This is a genomic window from Hymenobacter rubidus, from assembly GCF_016734815.1.
Classification (GTDB): Bacteria; Bacteroidota; Bacteroidia; order Cytophagales; family Hymenobacteraceae; genus Hymenobacter; species Hymenobacter rubidus.
Genome location: NZ_JAERQF010000018.1, coordinates 1 through 19,277 on the forward strand (window position 1 = coordinate 1; position 19,277 = coordinate 19,277).

Annotated in this window: 14 protein-coding genes; 6 read left to right on the forward strand and 8 right to left on the reverse strand. The window is 63.4% G+C overall.

All coding sequences use genetic code 11. The annotated features are described in order from the left end of the window. Positions 1–255 precede the first annotated feature (255 nt). The gene (locus JKL48_RS13175; protein WP_201983164.1) at positions 256–1,644 is read left to right on the forward strand and encodes an FAD/NAD(P)-binding protein; all 1,389 of its coding nucleotides are present in this window, start codon (positions 256–258) and stop codon (positions 1,642–1,644) included. Between the two features lie 206 nt (positions 1,645–1,850). On the opposite strand, the gene JKL48_RS13180 is transcribed toward JKL48_RS13175, so the two are convergent. The 4 genes from JKL48_RS13180 to JKL48_RS13195 all read right to left on the reverse strand — a co-directional run bounded on the left by JKL48_RS13180 (position 1,851) and on the right by JKL48_RS13195 (position 5,496). Then, complete coding sequence (locus JKL48_RS13180; RefSeq protein ID WP_201983166.1) at positions 1,851–2,129, reverse strand: hypothetical protein; 279 nt, start codon at positions 2,127–2,129, stop codon at positions 1,851–1,853. Between the two features lie 144 nt (positions 2,130–2,273). Then, positions 2,274–3,281, reverse strand: coding sequence for a zinc-binding dehydrogenase (locus tag JKL48_RS13185; protein ID WP_201983168.1), 1,008 nt, complete (start codon positions 3,279–3,281; stop codon positions 2,274–2,276). A gap of 267 nt (positions 3,282–3,548) precedes the next feature. After that, positions 3,549–4,511, reverse strand: a complete 963-nt coding sequence (locus JKL48_RS13190) for a rhomboid family intramembrane serine protease (protein ID WP_201983170.1) — start codon at positions 4,509–4,511, stop codon at positions 3,549–3,551. 115 nt (positions 4,512–4,626) lie between these two features. Then, the gene (locus tag JKL48_RS13195) at positions 4,627–5,496 is read right to left on the reverse strand and encodes a hypothetical protein (RefSeq protein ID WP_201983172.1); all 870 of its coding nucleotides are present in this window, start codon (positions 5,494–5,496) and stop codon (positions 4,627–4,629) included. A 163-nt stretch (positions 5,497–5,659) separates the two neighbouring features. Here JKL48_RS13195 and JKL48_RS13200 point away from each other — a divergent pair, with 163 nt between their 5' ends. Together JKL48_RS13200 and JKL48_RS13205 are read left to right on the forward strand one after the other, a co-directional pair. Further along, on the forward strand, positions 5,660–5,953 hold the full coding sequence (locus JKL48_RS13200) for a hypothetical protein (RefSeq protein WP_201983174.1): 294 nt from the start codon (positions 5,660–5,662) through the stop codon (positions 5,951–5,953). A gap of 232 nt (positions 5,954–6,185) precedes the next feature. After that, entirely contained in the window at positions 6,186–8,000 is a 1,815-nt protein-coding gene (locus JKL48_RS13205; RefSeq protein ID WP_201983176.1) for a glycoside hydrolase family 10 protein, read from the forward strand. A gap of 2 nt (positions 8,001–8,002) precedes the next feature. Here the strand turns inward: JKL48_RS13205 and JKL48_RS13210 are convergent, their stop codons facing one another. Further along, positions 8,003–8,836 carry a hypothetical protein gene (locus JKL48_RS13210; RefSeq protein ID WP_201983178.1) on the reverse strand — a complete coding sequence of 278 codons (834 nt, stop codon included), beginning with the start codon at positions 8,834–8,836 and terminating at the stop codon, positions 8,003–8,005. Between the two features lie 197 nt (positions 8,837–9,033). Between JKL48_RS13210 and nagB the strand changes: the two genes are divergently transcribed. From nagB to proC, 3 genes are all read left to right on the forward strand, one after another. Next, positions 9,034–10,968, forward strand: a complete 1,935-nt coding sequence (nagB, locus tag JKL48_RS13215) for a glucosamine-6-phosphate deaminase (protein ID WP_201983180.1) — start codon at positions 9,034–9,036, stop codon at positions 10,966–10,968. A 92-nt stretch (positions 10,969–11,060) separates the two neighbouring features. Continuing rightward, positions 11,061–12,176: an acyltransferase family protein gene (locus tag JKL48_RS13220; RefSeq protein WP_201983182.1), complete on the forward strand. Its 1,116-nt coding sequence runs from the start codon at positions 11,061–11,063 to the stop codon at positions 12,174–12,176. Between the two features lie 150 nt (positions 12,177–12,326). Continuing rightward, positions 12,327–13,127, forward strand: a complete 801-nt coding sequence (gene proC / locus JKL48_RS13225) for a pyrroline-5-carboxylate reductase (protein ID WP_236668783.1) — start codon at positions 12,327–12,329, stop codon at positions 13,125–13,127. Positions 13,128–13,151: 24 nt separating this feature from the next. On the opposite strand, the gene JKL48_RS13230 is transcribed toward proC, so the two are convergent. The 3 genes from JKL48_RS13230 to JKL48_RS13240 form a co-directional block, all read right to left on the reverse strand. Continuing rightward, entirely contained in the window at positions 13,152–14,777 is a 1,626-nt protein-coding gene (locus JKL48_RS13230) for a 3-(methylthio)propionyl-CoA ligase (protein WP_201983185.1), read from the reverse strand. 71 nt (positions 14,778–14,848) lie between these two features. Next, complete coding sequence (locus JKL48_RS13235; protein ID WP_201983187.1) at positions 14,849–15,550, reverse strand: hypothetical protein; 702 nt, start codon at positions 15,548–15,550, stop codon at positions 14,849–14,851. A 67-nt stretch (positions 15,551–15,617) separates the two neighbouring features. Further along, entirely contained in the window at positions 15,618–18,614 is a 2,997-nt protein-coding gene (locus JKL48_RS13240) for a glycoside hydrolase family 3 N-terminal domain-containing protein (protein WP_317191936.1), read from the reverse strand. Positions 18,615–19,277 lie beyond the last annotated feature (663 nt).

The following is a 19,277-nucleotide window of genomic DNA, read 5'->3' on the forward strand; positions in this document are numbered from 1 at the left end:
TGTACAGGTCCAACGTGCAACTCATCATAGGCAGTGTTAACGGGCCACCCAACTCAACGGATGCGTAACATCAGTTAGTAATCCAACCGTCTGTCATGCTGAACGCAGTGAAGGACCTTATCACGTCGGCACGAATCGACAGAATGTGATAAGATGCTTCCTTCATCAGTATGACAAACGGCGCGCCAGAGATGCTTCAACTGCGCTCAGCATGACGTTCTTTGGGTTTGTTCTATCAATTCCTCGTATTTGCCCGTGCCCGTACCCGCCCCTCCCGTCATTACCGTAGTGGGTGGCGGCTTTGCCGGCACGGCGCTGGTGCTGCACCTGCGGCAGCAAGCCGCTTTGGCGCAGGCCGAAATTCATCTCATCGAGCCGCGTGAGGTGCCCGGCCCCGGCCTGGCCTATTCTGCCCGCCGGCCCGAATACCTACTCAACGTGCGCCCCGGCGGCCTGAGCCTCTACGCCGATGCGCCCGAGCACTTTGCCGCGTGGCTGCAAGACCAGCCCGAAAGTGCCAACGGCGCACCCGAATTTGCCTCGCGGGCCAGCTACGGGCGCTACCTGAGCGAAAACCTGAGTGCGGCCCTTGGCGCGACTGGCCCCGGCCACCTGCGCTGGCACCAGACCACCGCCGTGGCAGCCCCTGCCCTACCCGATGGCCGCCGGGCCGTGCAGCTTGCCAATGGCACTGAAATCGTGAGCGACTACGTGGTGCTGGCGCTGGGCAACTTTCCCTCGCCGCCCCCCGCCGGCCCCGACCACCGCTACCTGCACCACCCCGCCTACCACGCCGACCCCTGGGCCCCGCGCAACCTGCGCCGCATTGGCCCCGACGATTCCGTGCTGCTCATTGGCTCGGGGCTGACGGCGGTAGATGTGTTGCTGGCCCTGCGCCAGGACGGCCACCGCGCCCCCATAACCGTGGTGGCCCGCCACGGCCGCTGGCCCAGCGCCCACGTCCCCGCCGCGCCCACCTACCCCAATTTCTACTCCGAGCTAGCTGCTGAAACGACGGTGTTGGGCGTAATTGCCGTTTTCAAGCGGCACCAGCGGCTGGCCCAAGCACAGGGCATCGACTGGCGGCCGGTGCTGGATGCGTTGCGCCCAGACCTGGGCCGCATCTGGGCAGCGTGGCCGCTGCTGGAGCAGCAACGGTTTTTGCGGCACCTGGCCGGGCTGTGGGCCGTAGCGCGGCACCGTAGCCCGCCGCAGAACGCGGCGGCAGTAGCCGAACTGACGGCCGCCGGCTTAGTGCAGTTGCAAGTAGGCACGGTGCGCGAAGTATTGCCCGACGGTGACCAACTCAGGGTGCGGGTGCGCCCCCACGGCCGCGCCGGTTGCTGGCTCACAGCCCAGCACGTGGTATGCTGCGCCGGCCCGCTGCTTAACTACAGCCGCATTGCCGACCCGCTGGTAACGAGCCTGCGAGAAGCCGGCCACCTCACCCCCGACCCACTGGGCTTGGGCCTGCTCACCGATGAGCACGGCGCATTGCTCGGAGTTAATGGCGGGCTTTCGCGCACGCTGTTCACGCTGGGCCCCAGCCGCCGGCCGGCTTATTTTGAATCGACCGCCGTGCCGGAACTGCGGCAACAAGCCGCCGCCTTGGCTCAGGAGCTGGCCCGGCGCGTGGGAATCTAATCCGTCATGCTGAGCTTGTCGAAGCATCTCTACTACCTTGGCTGTCATGCTGACGAAGGAAGCATCGTATCACATTCTGTCGATTCGTGCCGACGTGATAAGGTCCTTCACTGCGTTCAGGATGACAGTCGATTGATAGAGTTTTAACGCAAAAAGCCACTCCGCACAGGAGTGGCTTTTTGCGTTGAGGCAGAACGAAGCGCGTGCTACGCCGCCAAAGCCGGGTACATAGGCAGCACCGGCGCTTCCGTAGCAGGGAAAGCCGGGCGGATATCGGCCAAACGAGCCGGCGCAGTTGCTGGGGCCGTGTCGTCGGCGTGGCGGCGGAGGGCGCGCATCAGCAGGTAGCGGTATTTCTCAGCGTCGGCCAAGGCTTGCTCAATGGCGTGCAGGGCGTCGGCGTGAGCTACCACCGGCTGCAAGTCGCGGCGCGGGCGGCGGGCTTCAAACACGTGTCCTTCGAGGTATTCTGCGGCAGATTTCATGGTGAAAACGGGCCGGTTGTAAGAGTATCTACGGCTTGCTGTATTAACCTTGAAACCGGCGTTTTCATTCCCATTAAGGCACATTTTAGCCGTAATTTATCCACTCACAGTCAGCGCATTACATCCGGTATTTATCGGTGTTTTTCAGGCAATTTTTAATACCACTTTGCCGAATTGCGCGCCTGCCTCCAGCCGGCGCAGGGCCGCTTCTCCGTCGGCCAGAGGGAATACTTCATCCACCACCGGCACAATGCCTTTTTCGGCCACCAGAGCCAGCAGGCCTTCGAAATCCTGCTCGCTGCCCATGGAGGAGCCCAGGATGCTGAGCTGTTTCCAGAACACTTTGGCGGGTGGCACGTCCGGAATAGTGCCCAGCGTGCCGCCGTAGAACACAATGCGGCCACCGGGCGCGGCGGCATCGAGCAGGGCGCCAAAGGCGGCGCCGGCCGCACTGTCGATGATGACATCAAACGCCCCACCGGCTTGCTGCATGAGGGTTTTCACCCAACCATCGGCCTGGTAGCTGATGCCGCCTTTGGCCCCCAGCGCCTGGGCGCGGGCAATTTTGTCTTCGGCGCTGGATGTCACCCATACTTCGGCGCCACGGGCCACGCAGAGTTGTACGGCCGTGAGCGCCACGCCACCGCCCACCCCGGTCACCAACACCCGCTCGCCGGGCTGCACCTGGGCGCGGGTGAAGGCCGCCCGGTAGGCCGTGAGGCCGGCCAGCGGCAGGGCCGCGCCCTGCTCGAAGCTGAGGTGCGCGGGCAGCGGAAAAATGTAGCGGGCCGGCAAGCTGATGTATTCGGCAAACGTGCCGGGGTCGGGCATGCCGAGCACCACGAAGTCTTTGGCCTGGGCGCGGGGGTTGTCGCCCCAGCGCAGGCCGGGGTAAATCAGAACGCGGGCCCCCACGGCAGGCGCGGTGGCGGGCACGTTTTCGCCGTGGGCCGCTACTTCGCCGGCGCCATCGGCCCCCAGGGTGCAGGGCAGTTTAATGCCGGCGTACTGGCCCTTCTGAATCCAGACGTCGCGGTGGTTAAGGGCAGCGGCGTGGAGCTTCACCAAAATTTCGCCGGGGCCGGGCGTGGGGGTAGGAATGTCGCGGACGGCCGCGGGCTGGTGGATGGCGTCGAGTTGGAGGGCTTGCATGGGATTGAACTAACGGTTCCCAGATAGCAGGGATTACTAAAAATGAAATTTCGGAGCATTGTTTGCAGCTACTATCAGCGCAACAACGAAGCTATTCAAGAGGTCGACAGAGCTTCCTGAACAGTACCTAGCGCGGTGTCGGGGTTGGTATAGAGTAGCGCGAACGTTGTCGTTCGCGTCCCCGCGCCGCCAGCTCGTTCTGGCACGCGAACTGCGAAGTTCGCGCTACTGACCGTACGTACACTGACTTCGAAACGGCTGTAACCGTTACCCCAGCGCGGGCTTTTTCAGCCCAATCAAAGCCAGCGGGCCGGCTACCAGCAGGCCCGTGGCCAGGCCGCCGAGGTGGGCGGCGTTGTCGGTGTTGCCGTTGATGCCGGATATCAGGTTGCTGAGCACCAGGTAGAGCACGAGGCCCAGCATGGCGCGGCGGTCCGACTTGTCGAGCACCAGCTTTTTGCCCACCAGCAGCACCAGCAGCAGGCCGTAGAGGCCGAAAATGGCCCCGCTGGCGCCCACCGAGTTGATGCCGTCGAGGCGGTGCCACCATAAGCTGGCCAGGCCGCCGCCCACGCCGCTGGCCAGGTACACCAGCAGCAGGCGCAGCGGCCCCACCCGGTCTTCGGCCAGCAGGCCCAGCAGCCAGAGCGAGAACATGTTCAGCAGCAGGTGCGACAGGCCGGCGTGCACAAACAGGCAGGTGAGCAGGCGCCAAGGCTCGCCGTGCAGCGTGAGGGCCGAAACGTTGGAGCCCCATTGCACCAGCTGGAACCCACTGGGGTCGGAGGCCGAGACGCCGCTGAGCACCATGAGCCCGAAAATGAACAGGTTGAGGTCGAGCAGCAGCGGGGTGGCCAGAAAGCGCCGCGAAGGCAGAAACAAGCCCCGCACCAGTTGCCCAAACAGCTGCGCCCAGGTTTCGGACTCCTCCGGCGGCGGGGGCGGCGCGGGGCGGGCGGCTTCGGGCAGCAGCTCGCGCCGCCGGAGCTCGGCCACGGCGGCGGCGCCCACGGCGGGCGGGTAGCGGGCGGCGTTCTGGGCCAGGTACAGGAGCTCGGCTTCGGTCTTTTGGGCGAAAAGCTGGGCAGCCAAAGCGGCCGTGGAGCCGGGCATGTTGTCGGGGGCGGGTGCGTCCATGGAAACCTGACGCGGCAAGGAGCGCGCCAGCTTGCCCAACCGGCCACTTTGCCAGATGTTGGCGGGTGTGGTGGCGGGCGGGGCATCTGCCAACAGCAATATGCCCGGTCCGACCGCTCCAGGCGGTCCGACCGGTTGTCGTTGTTTATCGGAACGTGCTCCCGACAACCGGTCGGACCGCTCCAAGCGGTCGGACCGGGACGTGCCACTATCGCAGGTCTACTTTCAGCGGCTTTGCTTTGAGCACCACGCGCTTGTAGGCCCGGCCCGACACGGGCGATACCGGCAGCAGGCCGCCTACCAGGTCTTCTACGTCGGTGGTACGGTTCTGCATTTCCTCGTCTTTCAGGAATTCGCGGCCGGCCAGCAGGTCGGGCAAGTTGTCGAGAATGTGCTGCTGGTTGCTGGCGGCCTCGGCCATGCGCTCAAACTGCGCCTGCATCACGGGGCCAAACTTGAAGCTGTACACGGCGGCGTGGTTCCAGTCCCGCCACGTTTCGCGCACCGTCACGGTCTGGTCGACGAACATCGGCCCGTTTTTGCCGGCGTACACCTGGTTCACGAGGTATTCGGTCTGTGTTTCGGCGGTCCAGAAACGCTTGGCCAACTCCCGGAACTGGCGCAGGTGTTGGGCATCGGCCTTCTCCTTGGCCGGCACCTGCTGTAGCTGCCGGACCACCGCGCCGGCCACCGCGCCATCGTAGCTGGGAATGGCACTGGTGGCCACTTCGGTAAGCTTCGGCGGGGCCTTTTTAACAGGAGCGGCCACGACTTCAGCTGCCGCCGGCCGCTCTTTTTGCTTGATGAAATAAAGCACGCCCAAGCTAACCGCCAGCACCGCCACCGTGGCCAGCGCAATGGGCCCCGTGCGGAGGCCGGTCTGGGCTGGCCCGGTGGCTATCAGCGGGGCGGCCGGGGCTTCTGGGGCTACGGGAACGGGCAGCGCCACGCCCCGGCGGCGCAACTCGCGGCGGGCTTCGGCCACGAGCACCGGCTGGTAATGGTCGGGATGTTCGACAAAAAACAGCAGCTCCGCGTCGGTTTTGTGGTGGTAGAAATCGGTAGCGTGGTCAGACACGGCAGTAGAGGTTAGGAGTGAAATGGCAAAGCCGGCAGCAAGATGGCAAATGCCGCGCAAATCCCCTACTCAACCGTGCGGCGTGGTCGCCGTACACCCTGTTGCGGCGTGTGCCTGCCCAGGCGCTGCGCTTTTTTCATCTCTCCATTTCATCATTCCCATCATGCCCGACCCCACGCAGGAACCAACCGACCCCCGGCCCGACTACGCCCCCGGCAGCAGCTCTACCCCCGACCAGGAATCGGAAAACGAGGCTACCGTGAACGCCACCCCCGACACCGCCCCCGACGAACAGCCCAGCACCGGCACCACCATCCCCAGCAGCACCCAGCAGAACATGGGCGACGGTGCCGGCATTCGGGGCGACTACGGCAACGCCAGCCAGACCAACGGCCTCGAAGGTGGCCCCGACACACCCGACAACCCGGAAACCGATACGGAGCTTACGGGCTCGTAAGGGGTCTTTTAGGGATAGGCGACAAAAAGAACGTCATGCAGAGCGCAGCGAAGCATCTCGCGTGCGGCAGTAATTCAATCGATTGGATTATTGCCGCACGCGAGATGCTTCGCTGCGCTCTGCATGACGTTCTGTATTTACAGAAGTGGCTTGTCTTGATTTCTGCTTCAGCCCAGCCTCGCGGCCGAATGCCGTAATTTGCGGCTTGTATTGTTGTCGCTGAATTGTATTGATGTCCCGTTTTCTCGCCGCTGGCCGCTTCTATTTTTTCCTGTTGATACTATGCGGTAGCCGGTGGACGGCCCCCGCCCAGGCCCAAACGGCGGCCGACTCCACCGAAGCTCCGCCCCCGCCCAAGCGCGAGCTGCGCGGCATGTGGATTGCCACTGTCGAAAACATCGACTGGCCCAATCAGCGGGGCGAGACGCCCGACCAGTACCGCCGCGACTACCGCCGCCTGCTCGACGCCGGCCAGCGCGCTGGCCTCAACGCCGTTTTCGTGCAGATTCGGCCGGCCTCGGATGCCTTTTATAAATCGGACCTGGAACCCTGGAGCAAGTGGCTGACCGGCGTGCAGGGCAAAGCGCCCGCCGATGGCGACGACCCCCTGCCCTTCCTCATCACGGAGGCGCACCGGCGCGGCATGGAGTTTCACGCCTGGTTCAACCCCTACCGCGCCACCATGGACTCGGTGACGCGCCGGCTGGCGCCCACCCACCCCTACCGCCAGCACCCGGACTGGTTTCTGCGCTACAGCGGGCAGCTGCTGTACAACCCCGGTTTACCGGCGGTGCGCGACCACATTACCCGCGTCATTCTGGACGTGGTGCGGCGCTACGACATCGACGCCGTGCATTTCGACGACTATTTCTACCCCTACCCCGAGCCCGGCCAGGTCTTTCACGACGAAGCCGCCTTCCGCGCCTACAACGCCGACAGCCTGAAGCTGGCCGACTGGCGCCGCCAAAATGTGAACGTCCTCATCCGGGATTTGCACGACAGCATTCAGGCCACGAAGCGCTGGGTGAAGTTCGGCATCTCGCCGTTTGGCGTCTGGATGAACAAGTCGAAAGCCTTTCCGGAGGGTTCCGACACGCGGGCTGGCCAGCCTTCCTATTCGAATCTGTACGCCGATACGCGGCTGTGGCTGAAAGAGGGCTGGATTGACTACATCGTGCCGCAGCTGTACTGGAGCACCAATTTCCGCCTCTGCCCCTACCCTGTTTTGGTCGACTGGTGGTCGAAAAACCACTTCGACCGCCACCTCTACATCGGCCACGGCACCTATCGCATGCTCGAAAGCACCCGCTCCGACACCACTTGGCGCAACCCGCGCGAGCTGCCCCGCCAAATCCGCACCAACCGCGCCACCGAGGGCGAGGCCGTGGGCAGCGTATTCTTCTCGGCCAAATCGGTGCTGCGCAACCCGCTGCACACCACCGATTCGCTGCGCCAGAACCTGTTTCGCTACTTCGCCCTGGTGCCCGCCATGCCTTGGATGGACGCTGTGCCGCCCCTGCCCGTGGCCAATCTCACGTTGCGCCGCACGGGCCAGCAAGTCGTCCTCAACTGGCAGAGCGGCCCGCCCGCTGCCGATGGCGACGCCGCCACCTACTACGTGCTCTACCGCTTCGGCGCCAACGAGCCCAGCTCGCCCAACGACCCCAGCCGCATCCTGGCGCTGCCCCGGCCGGCCCCCGGCTACCCCGCCACCTACGTGGACACGACCGCCCTGCCCGGCCAGGCCTACGCCTACTACGTGACCGCCGTGGACCGTCTGCACAACGAGAGCCGGCCGATTCGCGTCATCAGCACCGGCTTGCAGGCTACCGAAGTGGCCGTGGGCCAGCCCCCGGCCGGCACCGCCCGCCCGGCTACCAAGCCCGCCGTGGTGGCCGCGCAGCCCGCCCCCAGCCGGCCCCAACCCACATTGCGCCCCACCCCGGCCGGCGACAAGCCCGAGGCATCGGCCCCGTTCAGCAAGGTAAAAAGCAAGGAGAAGCCGAAGAAGCGCGGCTTCTTTGCGCGGCTGTTTGGGGTCGGGTGAAGCTAGTGCAGTGATGGCTTGGGTTTGGCAGGACTGAGGTTTAACAGAAACTGGCAGCACTGGAGAAAGCCACTGCTTTTTTCTATAAAGCATTCCCGTTGAACAACCTGATATCTATTCGGCTCGTGCGCTTCGAGTACATAGGTAGCCCCGTCGAAACAACAAGAGGGCTCACAGCCAGGCAATTGCCAAAAACCAACCTGGGTCAGCAACTTTTGGAATTGCTGAATCTGGATGCGGCTCAGCACTACTGCTGTTTCATTTTTGATAATCAGTGCTTTTCCGGTTAATTTTATATAGTCCAGCTGGTCTTTGGCAGAGGCCACCCGCTCCGTATTATCGGCCACATGTTCGCCGGCCTGCATCTGTTTGTTGAGCTCAGTAATGCGCTGGATTAGGGGCTTGCTTTCCGCTTCGATTTTTGCAGCAGAAGCTATGGGTTCGGGTGCCCTATTCAACAGCTGAGTAGTCAGCACACCGCCTGTTTCGGTTAGGTCTACCGTAATCAAGACTGGATACCTACGTGCTGGTATCCACAAGAACCGATAGATGCTGTGCCCCAGGTAGTAGTTTGACAATACCGGGGCTCCGAAGCCAAACAAATATTCCGAAAAACGACGGAATCTATCTTGGCAATCTCCCAAGCGTCGAATCAGGGTATCGTTGCTGGTGTTTATACTCGCCCCAGCCGGGAAATAGCTGGTTGCCGAATCGGGAGGAATGCCTTGGGGGCTGGATAGGGACTTGTCTTCCGGATAAGTAAAAGGCGGCTGAACCGGCGCTGAACAACTCGCCAGCAGGCAAATGCAAGCCAGCACAAGAAAGAGCTTGAACATAAAGGGCGCATTAGCAAATGAAGCAGCGTGGCAGTAACGCTGCTGCGTGAGACTCTTGTATGCCCCGGTGCTGCGGATGCTGCCGGTGCGCAGGCAACTGTAGAAGCCGCCCGAGCTTAACGCCAGCACTCAAGTCGCTACTTTTAGCCGCGGATGCGGGGCCGTCCCCGCCCTTTGCCGCCACCAGTCCTGCCCCAATGATTACCGCCCCCGTCACCTTGCCCGCCACGGCGGGAGCCCGCCTGCCCGTCAGCATTTACCCCGATTCGGAGCTGGCCTCCGCCGCCGTGGCCAATCAGATTGCCGACCTCATCCGAAGCCGCGCCGCCGAGGGCCGAACCTGCGTGCTGGGCCTGGCCACGGGCTCCTCTCCCACCCGCGTGTATGAGGAGCTGGTGCGCCTGCACCGCGAGGACGGCCTGAGCTTTCAGAACGTCGTCAGCTTCAATCTGGACGAGTATTACCCCATGCAACCCGACTCGTTGCAGAGTTACGTGCGCTTCATGCGGGAGTACTTGTTCGACCACGTCGACATCCGGCCGGAGAACGTGCACATCCCTAACGGCACCGTGCCGCCGGCCGAAGTGGCCGCCTTCTGCCAACGCTACGAGGAGCAGATTCGCGAAGCCGGCGGCATTGATTGGCAGCTGCTGGGCATTGGGCGCACGGGCCACATCGGGTTCAACGAGCCCGGCTCCGGCCCGGCCTCCCGCACCCGCCTGATTACCCTGGACCACGTCACGCGCACCGACGCGGCTTCAGACTTTTACGGCGAGGAAAACGTGCCGCGCCGGGCCCTGACTATGGGCGTGGGCACCATCCTCGAAGCCCGCCAGATTGTGCTCTTGGCCTGGGGCGAAGGCAAGGCCGCCGTGGTGAAGCGCCTGGTGGAAGGCGACGTAACCGACACGGTGCCGGCTACTTACCTGCAGCGCCACCCCGCCGTGCAGGTGGTGCTCGACGAGGCCGCCGGCGCCGAGCTCACGCCCCGCAAAACACCCTGGCTGCTGGGCCTGCCCTGCAACTGGCACGATGCCGCGCTGGTGCGCAAGGCCGTGACCGGGCTGGCCCGCACCGTGACCAAACCCATCCTTAAACTCACCGAGGAGGACTACAACGAAAACGGCCTCTCGGAGCTGCTGGCCCAGTCGGGCCCGGCCTACGACATCAACATTCGCGTCTTCAACGAGCTGCAACATACCATCACCGGCTGGCCCGGCGGCAAGCCCCACGCCGACGACACCTACCGGCCCGAACGCGCCGCGCCGTTCCCCAAGCGCGTGCTCATCTTCAGCCCGCACCCCGACGATGACGTGATTTCGATGGGCGGCACCCTGCTGCGGCTGGTGGACCAAGGGCATGAAGTACACGTCGCCTACCAGACTTCGGGCAACATTGCCGTGTTCGATGACGAAGCCGTTCGCTTCGCCGATTTCGTGGCTGATTACGATGCCGCCTTCCACCTGCCGGCCGATGAGCCGGCCGACAACCTCTACCACCGCGTGGCCGATTTTCTGAAGAACAAGCAGCCCGGCCAGGTCGACTCCGACGAAGTGCAGCAGATAAAGGGCCTCATCCGGCGCGGCGAGGCCAAAAGCGCCTGCCGCCTGGCCGGCATCCCCGACGCCAACGCGCACTTCCTGGATTTGCCCTTCTACGAAACCGGCCGGGTGCGCAAAAAGCCGCTCGGCGATGAGGACATTCGCATCACGATGGAGCTGCTGAACCGCATCCGGCCCCAGCAGATTTACGCCGCCGGCGACCTCTCCGACCCGCACGGCACGCACCGGGTGTGCCTGGCGGCCATTTTCGAGTCCATCCACCGCCTCAGAGCCTCCGGCACGCCCTGGCTCGACGATTGCTGGGTGTGGCTCTACCGCGGCGCCTGGCAGGAATGGGACATCGACCAGATTGAAATGGCCGTGCCGCTCTCGCCGCAAGAACTCACGCGCAAGCGCCGCGCCATTTTCAAGCACCAAAGCCAGAAGGACCGGCCGCTCTTCCCCGGCGCCGACCAGCGCGAGTTCTGGCAGCGCGCCGAAGCCCGCAACCGCACCACGGCCAAGCTGTATGACCAGCTGGGCCTGCCCGAATATGAGGGCATTGAAGCGTTTGTGCGTTGGGAATTTTGATGGCTGTTTGTTAAAACCTGCTTGTTGAAGAGAGCGTCCTGCTGAGCGCAGCCGAAGCAGGACGTTCCCGTAATTTCGCTCACTCGTTATTCATGCTCGCCCCCGCCCCACCGGCTCGCCTCATCTCCCTCGACGTCTTCCGGGGCCTCACCGTGGCGCTGATGCTGCTGGTGAACAACCCCGGCGATTGGGGCCACATCTACCCCCCGCTGGCCCACGCCGACTGGAACGGCTGCACCCTGGCCGACCTTGTGTTCCCGTTTTTCCTGTTCATGGTGGGTGTCAGCACCGTGTATGGGCTCAGCGGGAAACGGGCCACGCCGGCCACCCGGCGCGCCGCCCTTGGGCCGGTGCTGCGACGCACGGCGGTGCTGGCAGGCCTGGGACTTTTGGCCTCCACCTGGCTCGATTTTGACCTGGCTACGCTGCGAATTCCGGGCGTGCTCGTGCGCATCGCGTTGGTGTATGGGGCCACCGCCGCCATTTTTCTGCTCACCGCGTGGCGCACGCAGGTAGCGCTGATAGTGGGGCTGCTGGTGGGCTATGCGCTGCTGCTGCAAGTAGTGCCCGTGCCCGGCTTCGGCCCCGCCAACCTGGCGCCGGCCACCAACCTGGGGGCCTGGCTCGACCGCATTGTATTCGGCGAAGCGCACCTCTGGAAAGAAAGCCGCACCTGGGACCCCGAAGGCCTGCTTGGCACCCTGCCGGCTTTGGGCACCGGCCTGCTGGGGCTGCTGGCCGGGCAGTGGCTGCGGTGGCCGGCTCCGGCAGCGCGGCGCACGGCCGGGCTGCTGGCCGCCGGCACAGCGGGCATCGCGGCCGGGCTGCTTTGGCACAAGGGGTTTCCCATCAACAAAAGCCTCTGGACCAGCTCCTACGTGCTGTTTACGGGGGGCGCGGCTGCGCTGGTACTGGCGGCGCTGCACTGGTGGTGCGATGTGCGCGGGCACCGGCGCGGGGCCGGGCCCTGGCGGGCGCTGGGCGTGAATGCGCTGGCGGCCTTTTTCGGCTCCAGCATCGTGGCCCGCAGCCTCAACCGGGCCCACATCGGAACGCTCAGCGTGAAGGATTTCCTGTACCAGAAGGGCATCGCGCCCTGGTTTACCGAGCCGCGAATGGCCTCGCTGGCGGGTGCCGTGGCGTGCCTGCTCGTTTGGCTGGCCGTGCTGGGCTGGCTTTACCGGCGCGGCTGGGTGTGGAAGGCGTAAAAAGAGAAGGACATTAGGCGGTCATGCAGCGCGCAGCGAAGCAGCTTTACCGCTCAGCCCAATCCAATCGCCAGGATTACTGGTGGCGGGCAAGATGCTTCGCTGCGCGCTGCATGACGTTCTTTGTTCTTTTGGACAATAACCCATTCCATGAAAATTCTCATCATCGGCGGCGGCAACATGGGCCTGACCTACGCCCGCAGCTTCGTGCGCGCCCACATCACCTCGCGGCTCGACTTGCGGTTGCTGGCCCGCTCGCCCGAGCGCGTGGCCGCCCTGGCGGCGCACGAAATCGGCACGGTATGGGGTTCGCCGGCCGAGTGTGTACCGGGCGCCAGCATCATCATTCTAGCGGTGAAGCCGCAGGATTCGAAGGCCTTATTTGAAAAACTGCGCATGTATGTGCAGCCGCACCAGGTCATGCTCAGCATCATGGCCGGCGTGCGGATTGAAACCCTGCGCGCCGCACTGGGCACGCCCAAAGTCATTCGGGCCATGCCCAACCTGCCCGCCCAGATTGGCATGGGCATGACGGCCTTCACCAGCACCGACGAGGTGACGCGCGCCGAATTGGTACAGGTTCAGAATTTGCTCTCGACTACTGGCAAGACGGTTTACGTGGAGGACGAATCGGCCATTGACGCCAGCACGGCCATCTCGGGCAGCGGCCCGGCCTACGTGTACTACTGCATGGGCGCCCTCATGGACGCGGCCACCCAAATGGGCTTTGCCCCGGCCGAAGCCGAGCTGCTGGTGAGCCAGACGTTTCGCGGCGCCGTGGAGCTGTACTCGCAATCGGGCCTGAGCTGTGCCGACTGGATTGCCAAAGTAGCCTCCAAAGGTGGTACCACCGAGGCGGCGTTGAAAGCTTTCGGTGCGGGCGCGGTGCGCGAGGGGCTCATGGCCGGCGCGGGCGCGGCGCGGGACAGAGCGGAGGAACTGGGGAAATAGCTCACTGCGGGAAATCCGTCTCCCCTACGCCACCGAATACCCCGCGAAGTCCTTCCGCAGCTGCGTTTTCAGAATCTTGCCCGTCGCCGTGTGGGGCAAGGCGTCCACGAATTCGACCGCGTCGGGCTCGCTGAATTTGGCCACTTTGCCCCGGAAAAAGGCCAGCATTTCTTCCTTCGAAACATCGAGCCCCGGCCGGCGCACCACCACGAGTAGCGGCCGCTCGCTCCACCGGGCGCTGGGCACGCCAATAACGGCGGCCTCGGCCACGGCGGGGTGGGCCACGGCCAGGTTTTCGAGGTCGATGCTGGAAATCCACTCGCCGCCTGACTTGATGACGTCCTTCGAGCGGTCGGTGATTTGCATGAAGCCGGCGGGGTCGATGGTGGCCACGTCGCCGGTGCGGAACCAGCCGTCGGCCGTGAGCTCGCCGGGGTTGGGACTGCGAAAGTAATCGCGCACCACCCAGGGCCCGCGCACCAGCAGGTCGCCGAAGGCCACGCCATCGTGCGGCAGCTCCTGCCCGTCGTCGCCCACTATTTTCATATCCACGCCGAACACCGCGCGGCCCTGTTTGGCCAACACAGCGGCTTTTTCTTCTTTGCTGAGCGTCAGCTGGTTGGCTTTGAGGCGGCTGCCGGTGCCCAGCGGGCTGGTTTCGGTCATGCCCCAGGCGTGGGTGATGGTCACGCCGAGTTCTCCCTCGAAGGCCTTCATCAGGGCCGGTGGGCAGCTGGAGCCGCCCACCACCGTGCGCCGCAGCGTGCGGAACTGCCGGTTGCCATCGCGCATGAACTGCAGCAGCGCCAGCCAGATGGTGGGCACCCCGGCCGAGAACGTGACGCCCTCATTTTCCATCAATTCAAATAAGCTGGCGCTGTCCATACCCGCGCCCGGCAGCACCAGCTTGGCCCCCGTGAGCGGGGCCGCGTAGGGTAAGCCCCAGGCGTTGACGTGGAACATGGGCACCACGGGCATTATTACATCAAGCGACGAGCAGCCGAGCGAATCGGGCAGCGAAATGCCCAGCGCGTGCAGCACTGTGGAGCGGTGCGAGTAGAGCACGCCCTTGGGCTGGTCGGTGGTGCCGGAGGTGTAGCAGAGCGAGCAGGCCGTGTTTTCGTCGAAGCTGGGCCAGGTGTAGTCGCCGTTTTCAGCGGCCAGCAGGTCCTCGTAGCTGCACAGACCGGGCAAGGCCGACTGCTTGGGCAGGTGCTCGGGGCCGGCCATCAGCACCCATTTTTCGACGGTGGGGCATACGGGCGCCAGCCGCTCCACCAGGGGCAGAAACGTGAGGTCAAAGAACAGCAGCCGGTCTTCGGCGTGGTTGATGATGTAGACCAGCTGCTCGGGAAACAGGCGCGGGTTGATGGTGTGGCACACCGCCCCGATGCCCGCCACGCCGTAGTATAGCTCGAAATGGCGGTGCGTATTCCAGGCCAGCGTGCCCACCCGGTCGCCGTTAGCCATGCCCAGCTTCTGCAAGGCTTGCGCCAGCTGCTTGCTGCGGCGGTTGGCAGCGGCGTAGGTGTAGCGGTGAATGCCGCCCTCGGGCAGCCGCGACACAACTTCGGTGTCAGCATGCCACTTGGCGGCGTGCTCGATGATTGTGGCCACGCGCAGCGGCTCGGCCATCATTTGTCCTAACATGGTGGGAATTTTTAGTGTGCGAGAGTGGAATATACACTTTCGCTCTGCATCACACCAATTCGTTGGCGGGTTTAGGGCAAGCGATACCACAAAGTGCCGCCTTCCAGGAAGGCAACCACCCCCACGTCCCTGGCATAGTACAGCCGCCGAACGGGCTTGGTGCGGGGCAATGGGACGCCAGCATAAGAGCTATTCGACACCTGAATGACCGGCCCGTAGGTGACACCGCCCACCTGCAACGACGGCAACACGCGGGCCGTCGTATCCGGCAGCGGCTGATTGGCCACTACTTCCTGAATGGGCAGGTAATTGGAAAAGCCAAAGTCCCAATAGAGCTGGGATTGGACCACTGCGTTGCCGCTGCCGTGATTGTCATCGGTGCCCATCTCAAGCAACGTACTTGCGCCAGTTATTGGAATTGAATCAGGTTTGGTGGAAGTGCTGCTGAAAACTCGCTCGTAGCGGACGGTATCCGTGCGGCGGACGTCGACCCTGACTTGCTGCAACTTCGAGGACGTGGGCAGTGATAGTATGGTGGGAATGCCTCCTCCATTAGAGTGCGTGATGATGCGGTCATCGACTTCCCCGATGACAAATGTGCGCACCTTGCTGCTGCGTGCTTGCCCAAACCGCAGCACGTCGCCCGTGTGGTAGGGCTGCCACGCCAGCTGCTCCGCGGTTAGCCGGTATTCGGGAGCTTCTTTTCTACAGCCGGTTGTGCCAGCTAGCAGGAGCGAAAGGCAACTGGCAGCAGCGGCACGAAACGAAGGCATACAAGGGTGGTTGAGGAAGCAGGGAATGACAAGATAAACATTGCTTTCTTACTCTGTAGTTCTCCTCTTATTTCCGCGCCGCTTCAATGGCCAGCTGCAGCAGCGACGTCCGCACGTTCATTTCCGCCAGCTTGTTGTTGCGCCGCGTCGGATGCACCCGGTTGGTGAGCAGCACCACCACCAGCTCCTTCTCCGGCTCCACCCAGAAGTAAGTACCGGTGAAACCGGTGTGCCCGTAGCTGCGCTGCGAGGCACTTTTGGCCGAATTCACGGCCGGGTTGGTAGCGGGCCGGTCGAAGGCCAGCCCGCGGCGGTTGTCGGGGCAAAACTGGCAGCGGGTCCAGTCGTCGAGCAGGGCTTTATCGAAGAGTTGCTGGCCCCCGTAGCGCCCGCCCCAGGCATAAGTTTGCACGAGTTTGGCCACGTCGTTGGCATCGCCAAACAGGCCGGCATGCCCCGAGAGGCCGCCGAGCAGCGCAGCCCCTTCGTCGTGCACGGTGCCGTGCAGCAGCTGCTTCCGGAAAGCCGAATCAACCTCCGTGGGCACGATGCGCGCCAGCGGAAACCGGTTTGTGGGCCGATAGCCGAGCGTGGCCGCGCCCAGCGGCCGGTACACTTCTTTCTGCAAAAAAGCATCCATGGGCAGGCCCGTACGCGCCTTCACCAGCTCCGGGTAAAGAAAAAACGACAGGTCGGAATACACATAGCCCGGCTTAGCCGTCAGCGGCGACTCGCCAATCTGTTGGTAGACGCGGCCCGGCAAGTCCCGGCGCGCCCACAGCCCGGCCGCCGCCGGCAGCGGGAAGCGGGCCGATGAGTCGGGCCGGAAATAGCGCCGGCGCAAGTCCCCGTTTTTCTTGCGGAAGGCCTGCCAAAACGGAATAAACGCCTGCAATCCTGCCTGATGCGCCAATACGTTGCGCAGCTTCAGACTGGCTTTATTCGTGCCGCGCAGAAAAGGAAAATAGCTCCCCAGCGTACTGTCCGGACTGAATTTATGGTCGGCTTCCAGCTTGAGCAGAGCCGGTGTAGCGGCCAGCATCTTGGTCAGGGAAGCCAGGTCGTAGAGGTCTTCGTTGGTAACCACGCGCGGCGTGGTTACCAACGAAGAATTAGGAATGAGGAATGAGGAATTTGCCAACAGCTTCTGCTTTGCAACAGCTTTCTTTTTTTTCAATTCCTCATTCTTCATTCCCAATTCCTCCTTGCGGGCAAAGCCCGCATAGGTTTGGTTGCCATAGCTTTTGCGCAGCACCACCGTGCCGCGCCGGGCAATGAGCACCTGCGCCCCCGGAAACGCCTGGGCTGCCAGCGCCCGGCCCACGAGGCTGTCGACGCGGGCTTCGAGGCGGCCGTCCATGCCCACGTCTTCGGGGGTGGCGTAGCGCAGGCGGAAGCGGCCGGCCGTGCGCAGCCCAAAGCCGCGCGGGTACTTATCCGATACCGTGACCGGCAGCTTACCGGTGGCCGCCGTGCCGCCAAAAAGGACTTGAGCAGCCAGGCTCTGGGCATTCGCACTTTCCTGGTAGGCCAGGATAACGGCGGCGGCCCGGTCCAAATCGCGCACGCGGGCCACGGCATACGCCGAGCCGAACACGCTAAGCACGAGTTGCTGCCTTTGGTCTACCAGCTCGCGCAGCAGCATATTTTCCTCCGCCGAAATGCCGAAGCTGGTGGCCGGCAGGCGCCCCAGGCTTTGCAGCGAAACCAGGATGAGATTATAAGGCCTGAGCGCGGCGCGCAATGCCAGCAGCTCGTCCAGCGTCGGGGTGGCCGACGCATGGAAATGAGCGGCCGGCGCATAGTCAGCCACGGCTTTCTGAAAGTCCGTCGTGTCGCGGGGCGAGCCGCCGAGCACCAGCGTGGCCATGCGCAACGTGTCGAGGCGCTGGAGCGGCAGCAGGTTTTTCTGGTTGCGCAGCAGCGTGATGCTGAGCTCGGTGAGGCGGTGGCTGAGGTACTGGGCGTGGGGCCCGTTGAGGTCTTCGTAGAGGTTTTTGGTATCGATGGGCCGGTAGTGGCTCAGGCCCGCCCACTGCTTGAGGGCCAGCACGCGACGGCAGTGCTCGTCGATTTCCTTCTGCGAAATCCGGCCGCTGTCCACGGCGGCGCGCACCATACGCAGGGCCAGCGGAATGTTCTTACTGAACTCCAGAATGTCGTTGCCAGCCATGATGGCGCGCACGTCGGCCTCGCCGGGCGGAAACTTGCTGATGACGCCGCGCATGTTCATGGCATCCGTGAAAATCAGGCCTTTAAAGCCCATTTCCTGCCGCAGCACGCCCGTGATGATGGGCCGCGAAAGCGTGCTCGGGCCCAGCACGGTGTCCATAGCGGGTACGTTGAGGTGGGCCACCATCACCCCGCCCAGCCCGCCGGCCATCAGGCTGCGGAAGGGCGGCAGTTCCAGCGTATCGAGCCGGCGGCGGTCGACGCGCACGGTGGGCAGCGAGAGGTGGGAGTCGGCGTCCACGTCGCCGTGGCCGGGAAAGTGCTTGGCCACGGCCAGAATGCCGGCGTCCTGCAGGCCGCGCATGTACTGGCGGCTGTCGCGGGCCACGGCGGCCGGGTTTTCGCCCCAGCTACGGAAGCCGATGACGGGGTTGGCGGGGTTGTTGTTCACATCGACCACCGGCGCGAAGTTGACGTGCATGCCCAGCCGCTTGAACTGGCGGGCAATTTCGCGGCCCATGTCGTAGAGCAGCGCCGTGTCGGTTTCGCCGCCCATGCTCATTTGGTACGGAAATTTCTCCACGCTATCCAGGCGCATGCCCACGCCCCACTCGCCATCCAGGGCCACCAGCAGCGGCACTTTGCTCTGGCTCTGGTAGCGGTTCAGCAGCTTGGCCTGCCGCACCGGCCCACCCTGAAAAAATATCAGCCCGCCAATGCCGTACTGCTTGATAAGGGTCGAAATCGAGTCTTCGTCGATGCGCTTGCGGTTGGAATAGGCCGCCACCATGAAGAGCTGCGCGGCCCGCTGGTCGGGCGTGAGGGCCCGCATCAGGCTATCGACCCACGGCGAGTGCAGGTAGCGCGTGAATGCCGGGGCGCCAGGCGGCACCGGTGGCGAATCGACTGGCCTTTTGCGAATAGCTGTGGGCCGGCGAGCAGAGACAATCGCAGGTTTCGCTTTATTTCTGGCAACGCCCATATGTTTAGGCTGGGTGGCCGGTTGGGGGTGCGCAAGTGCGGAGCCGGGTTGGGGGTGCGCAAGTGCGGAGCCGGGTCGGCGCTGCGCCCGTGTATGCGTAAGTGCGCCTGCAATGAGCAATACGCAAAGAAGGGGAATTTTAAGAGACGACAAGGACGGGGACCGGATGTTTGGACGAAAGTAGTGCGTGCCGCTAATGCGTAATGCGAAAGCGAAGGGCGGTGCTAGCAAAGAAGCTGTTTTGAAAGTCGACCACCACCCGGTCGACCGCCTAGGGCGTTGGACCGGGCGGAACTGTCTTACTAAACAGCTGCTATGTAAACAATATGATACTTTACCAACCTTTCCTACTTGTAGTCTAAACGACTCCAACAGCAATTTTCACTATTTTGACATTTCTCAATTCAATACATTGATTATCATCATTAAATTGAAAATTGGATTAATTCAAATTAATATTTTTTAATTAAATAATTTCATCTTTCTCACAATCCATGTGTAGCTTGCAGCCTTGGACTGAAATGAACATACCAATCACTCTATGAAAAACTTAGTACATACCAAAACTGCGAA

Bases quoted from the DNA above. Each gene is read 5' to 3' on its own strand.
- JKL48_RS13180 (WP_201983166.1), bottom strand. From the start codon at position 2,129: ATGAAATCTGCCGCAGAATACCTCGAAGGACACGTGTTTGAAGCCCGC.
- JKL48_RS13185 (WP_201983168.1), bottom strand. From the start codon at position 3,281: ATGCAAGCCCTCCAACTCGACGCCATCCACCAGCCCGCGGCCGTCCGC.
- JKL48_RS13200 (WP_201983174.1), top strand. From the start codon at position 5,660: ATGCCCGACCCCACGCAGGAACCAACCGACCCCCGGCCCGACTACGCC.
- JKL48_RS13205 (WP_201983176.1), top strand. From the start codon at position 6,186: ATGTCCCGTTTTCTCGCCGCTGGCCGCTTCTATTTTTTCCTGTTGATA.
- JKL48_RS13210 (WP_201983178.1), bottom strand. From the start codon at position 8,836: ATGTTCAAGCTCTTTCTTGTGCTGGCTTGCATTTGCCTGCTGGCGAGT.
- nagB (WP_201983180.1), top strand. From the start codon at position 9,034: ATGATTACCGCCCCCGTCACCTTGCCCGCCACGGCGGGAGCCCGCCTG.
- JKL48_RS13220 (WP_201983182.1), top strand. From the start codon at position 11,061: ATGCTCGCCCCCGCCCCACCGGCTCGCCTCATCTCCCTCGACGTCTTC.
- proC (WP_236668783.1), top strand. From the start codon at position 12,327: ATGAAAATTCTCATCATCGGCGGCGGCAACATGGGCCTGACCTACGCC.
- JKL48_RS13230 (WP_201983185.1), bottom strand. From the start codon at position 14,777: ATGTTAGGACAAATGATGGCCGAGCCGCTGCGCGTGGCCACAATCATC.
- JKL48_RS13235 (WP_201983187.1), bottom strand. From the start codon at position 15,550: ATGCCTTCGTTTCGTGCCGCTGCTGCCAGTTGCCTTTCGCTCCTGCTA.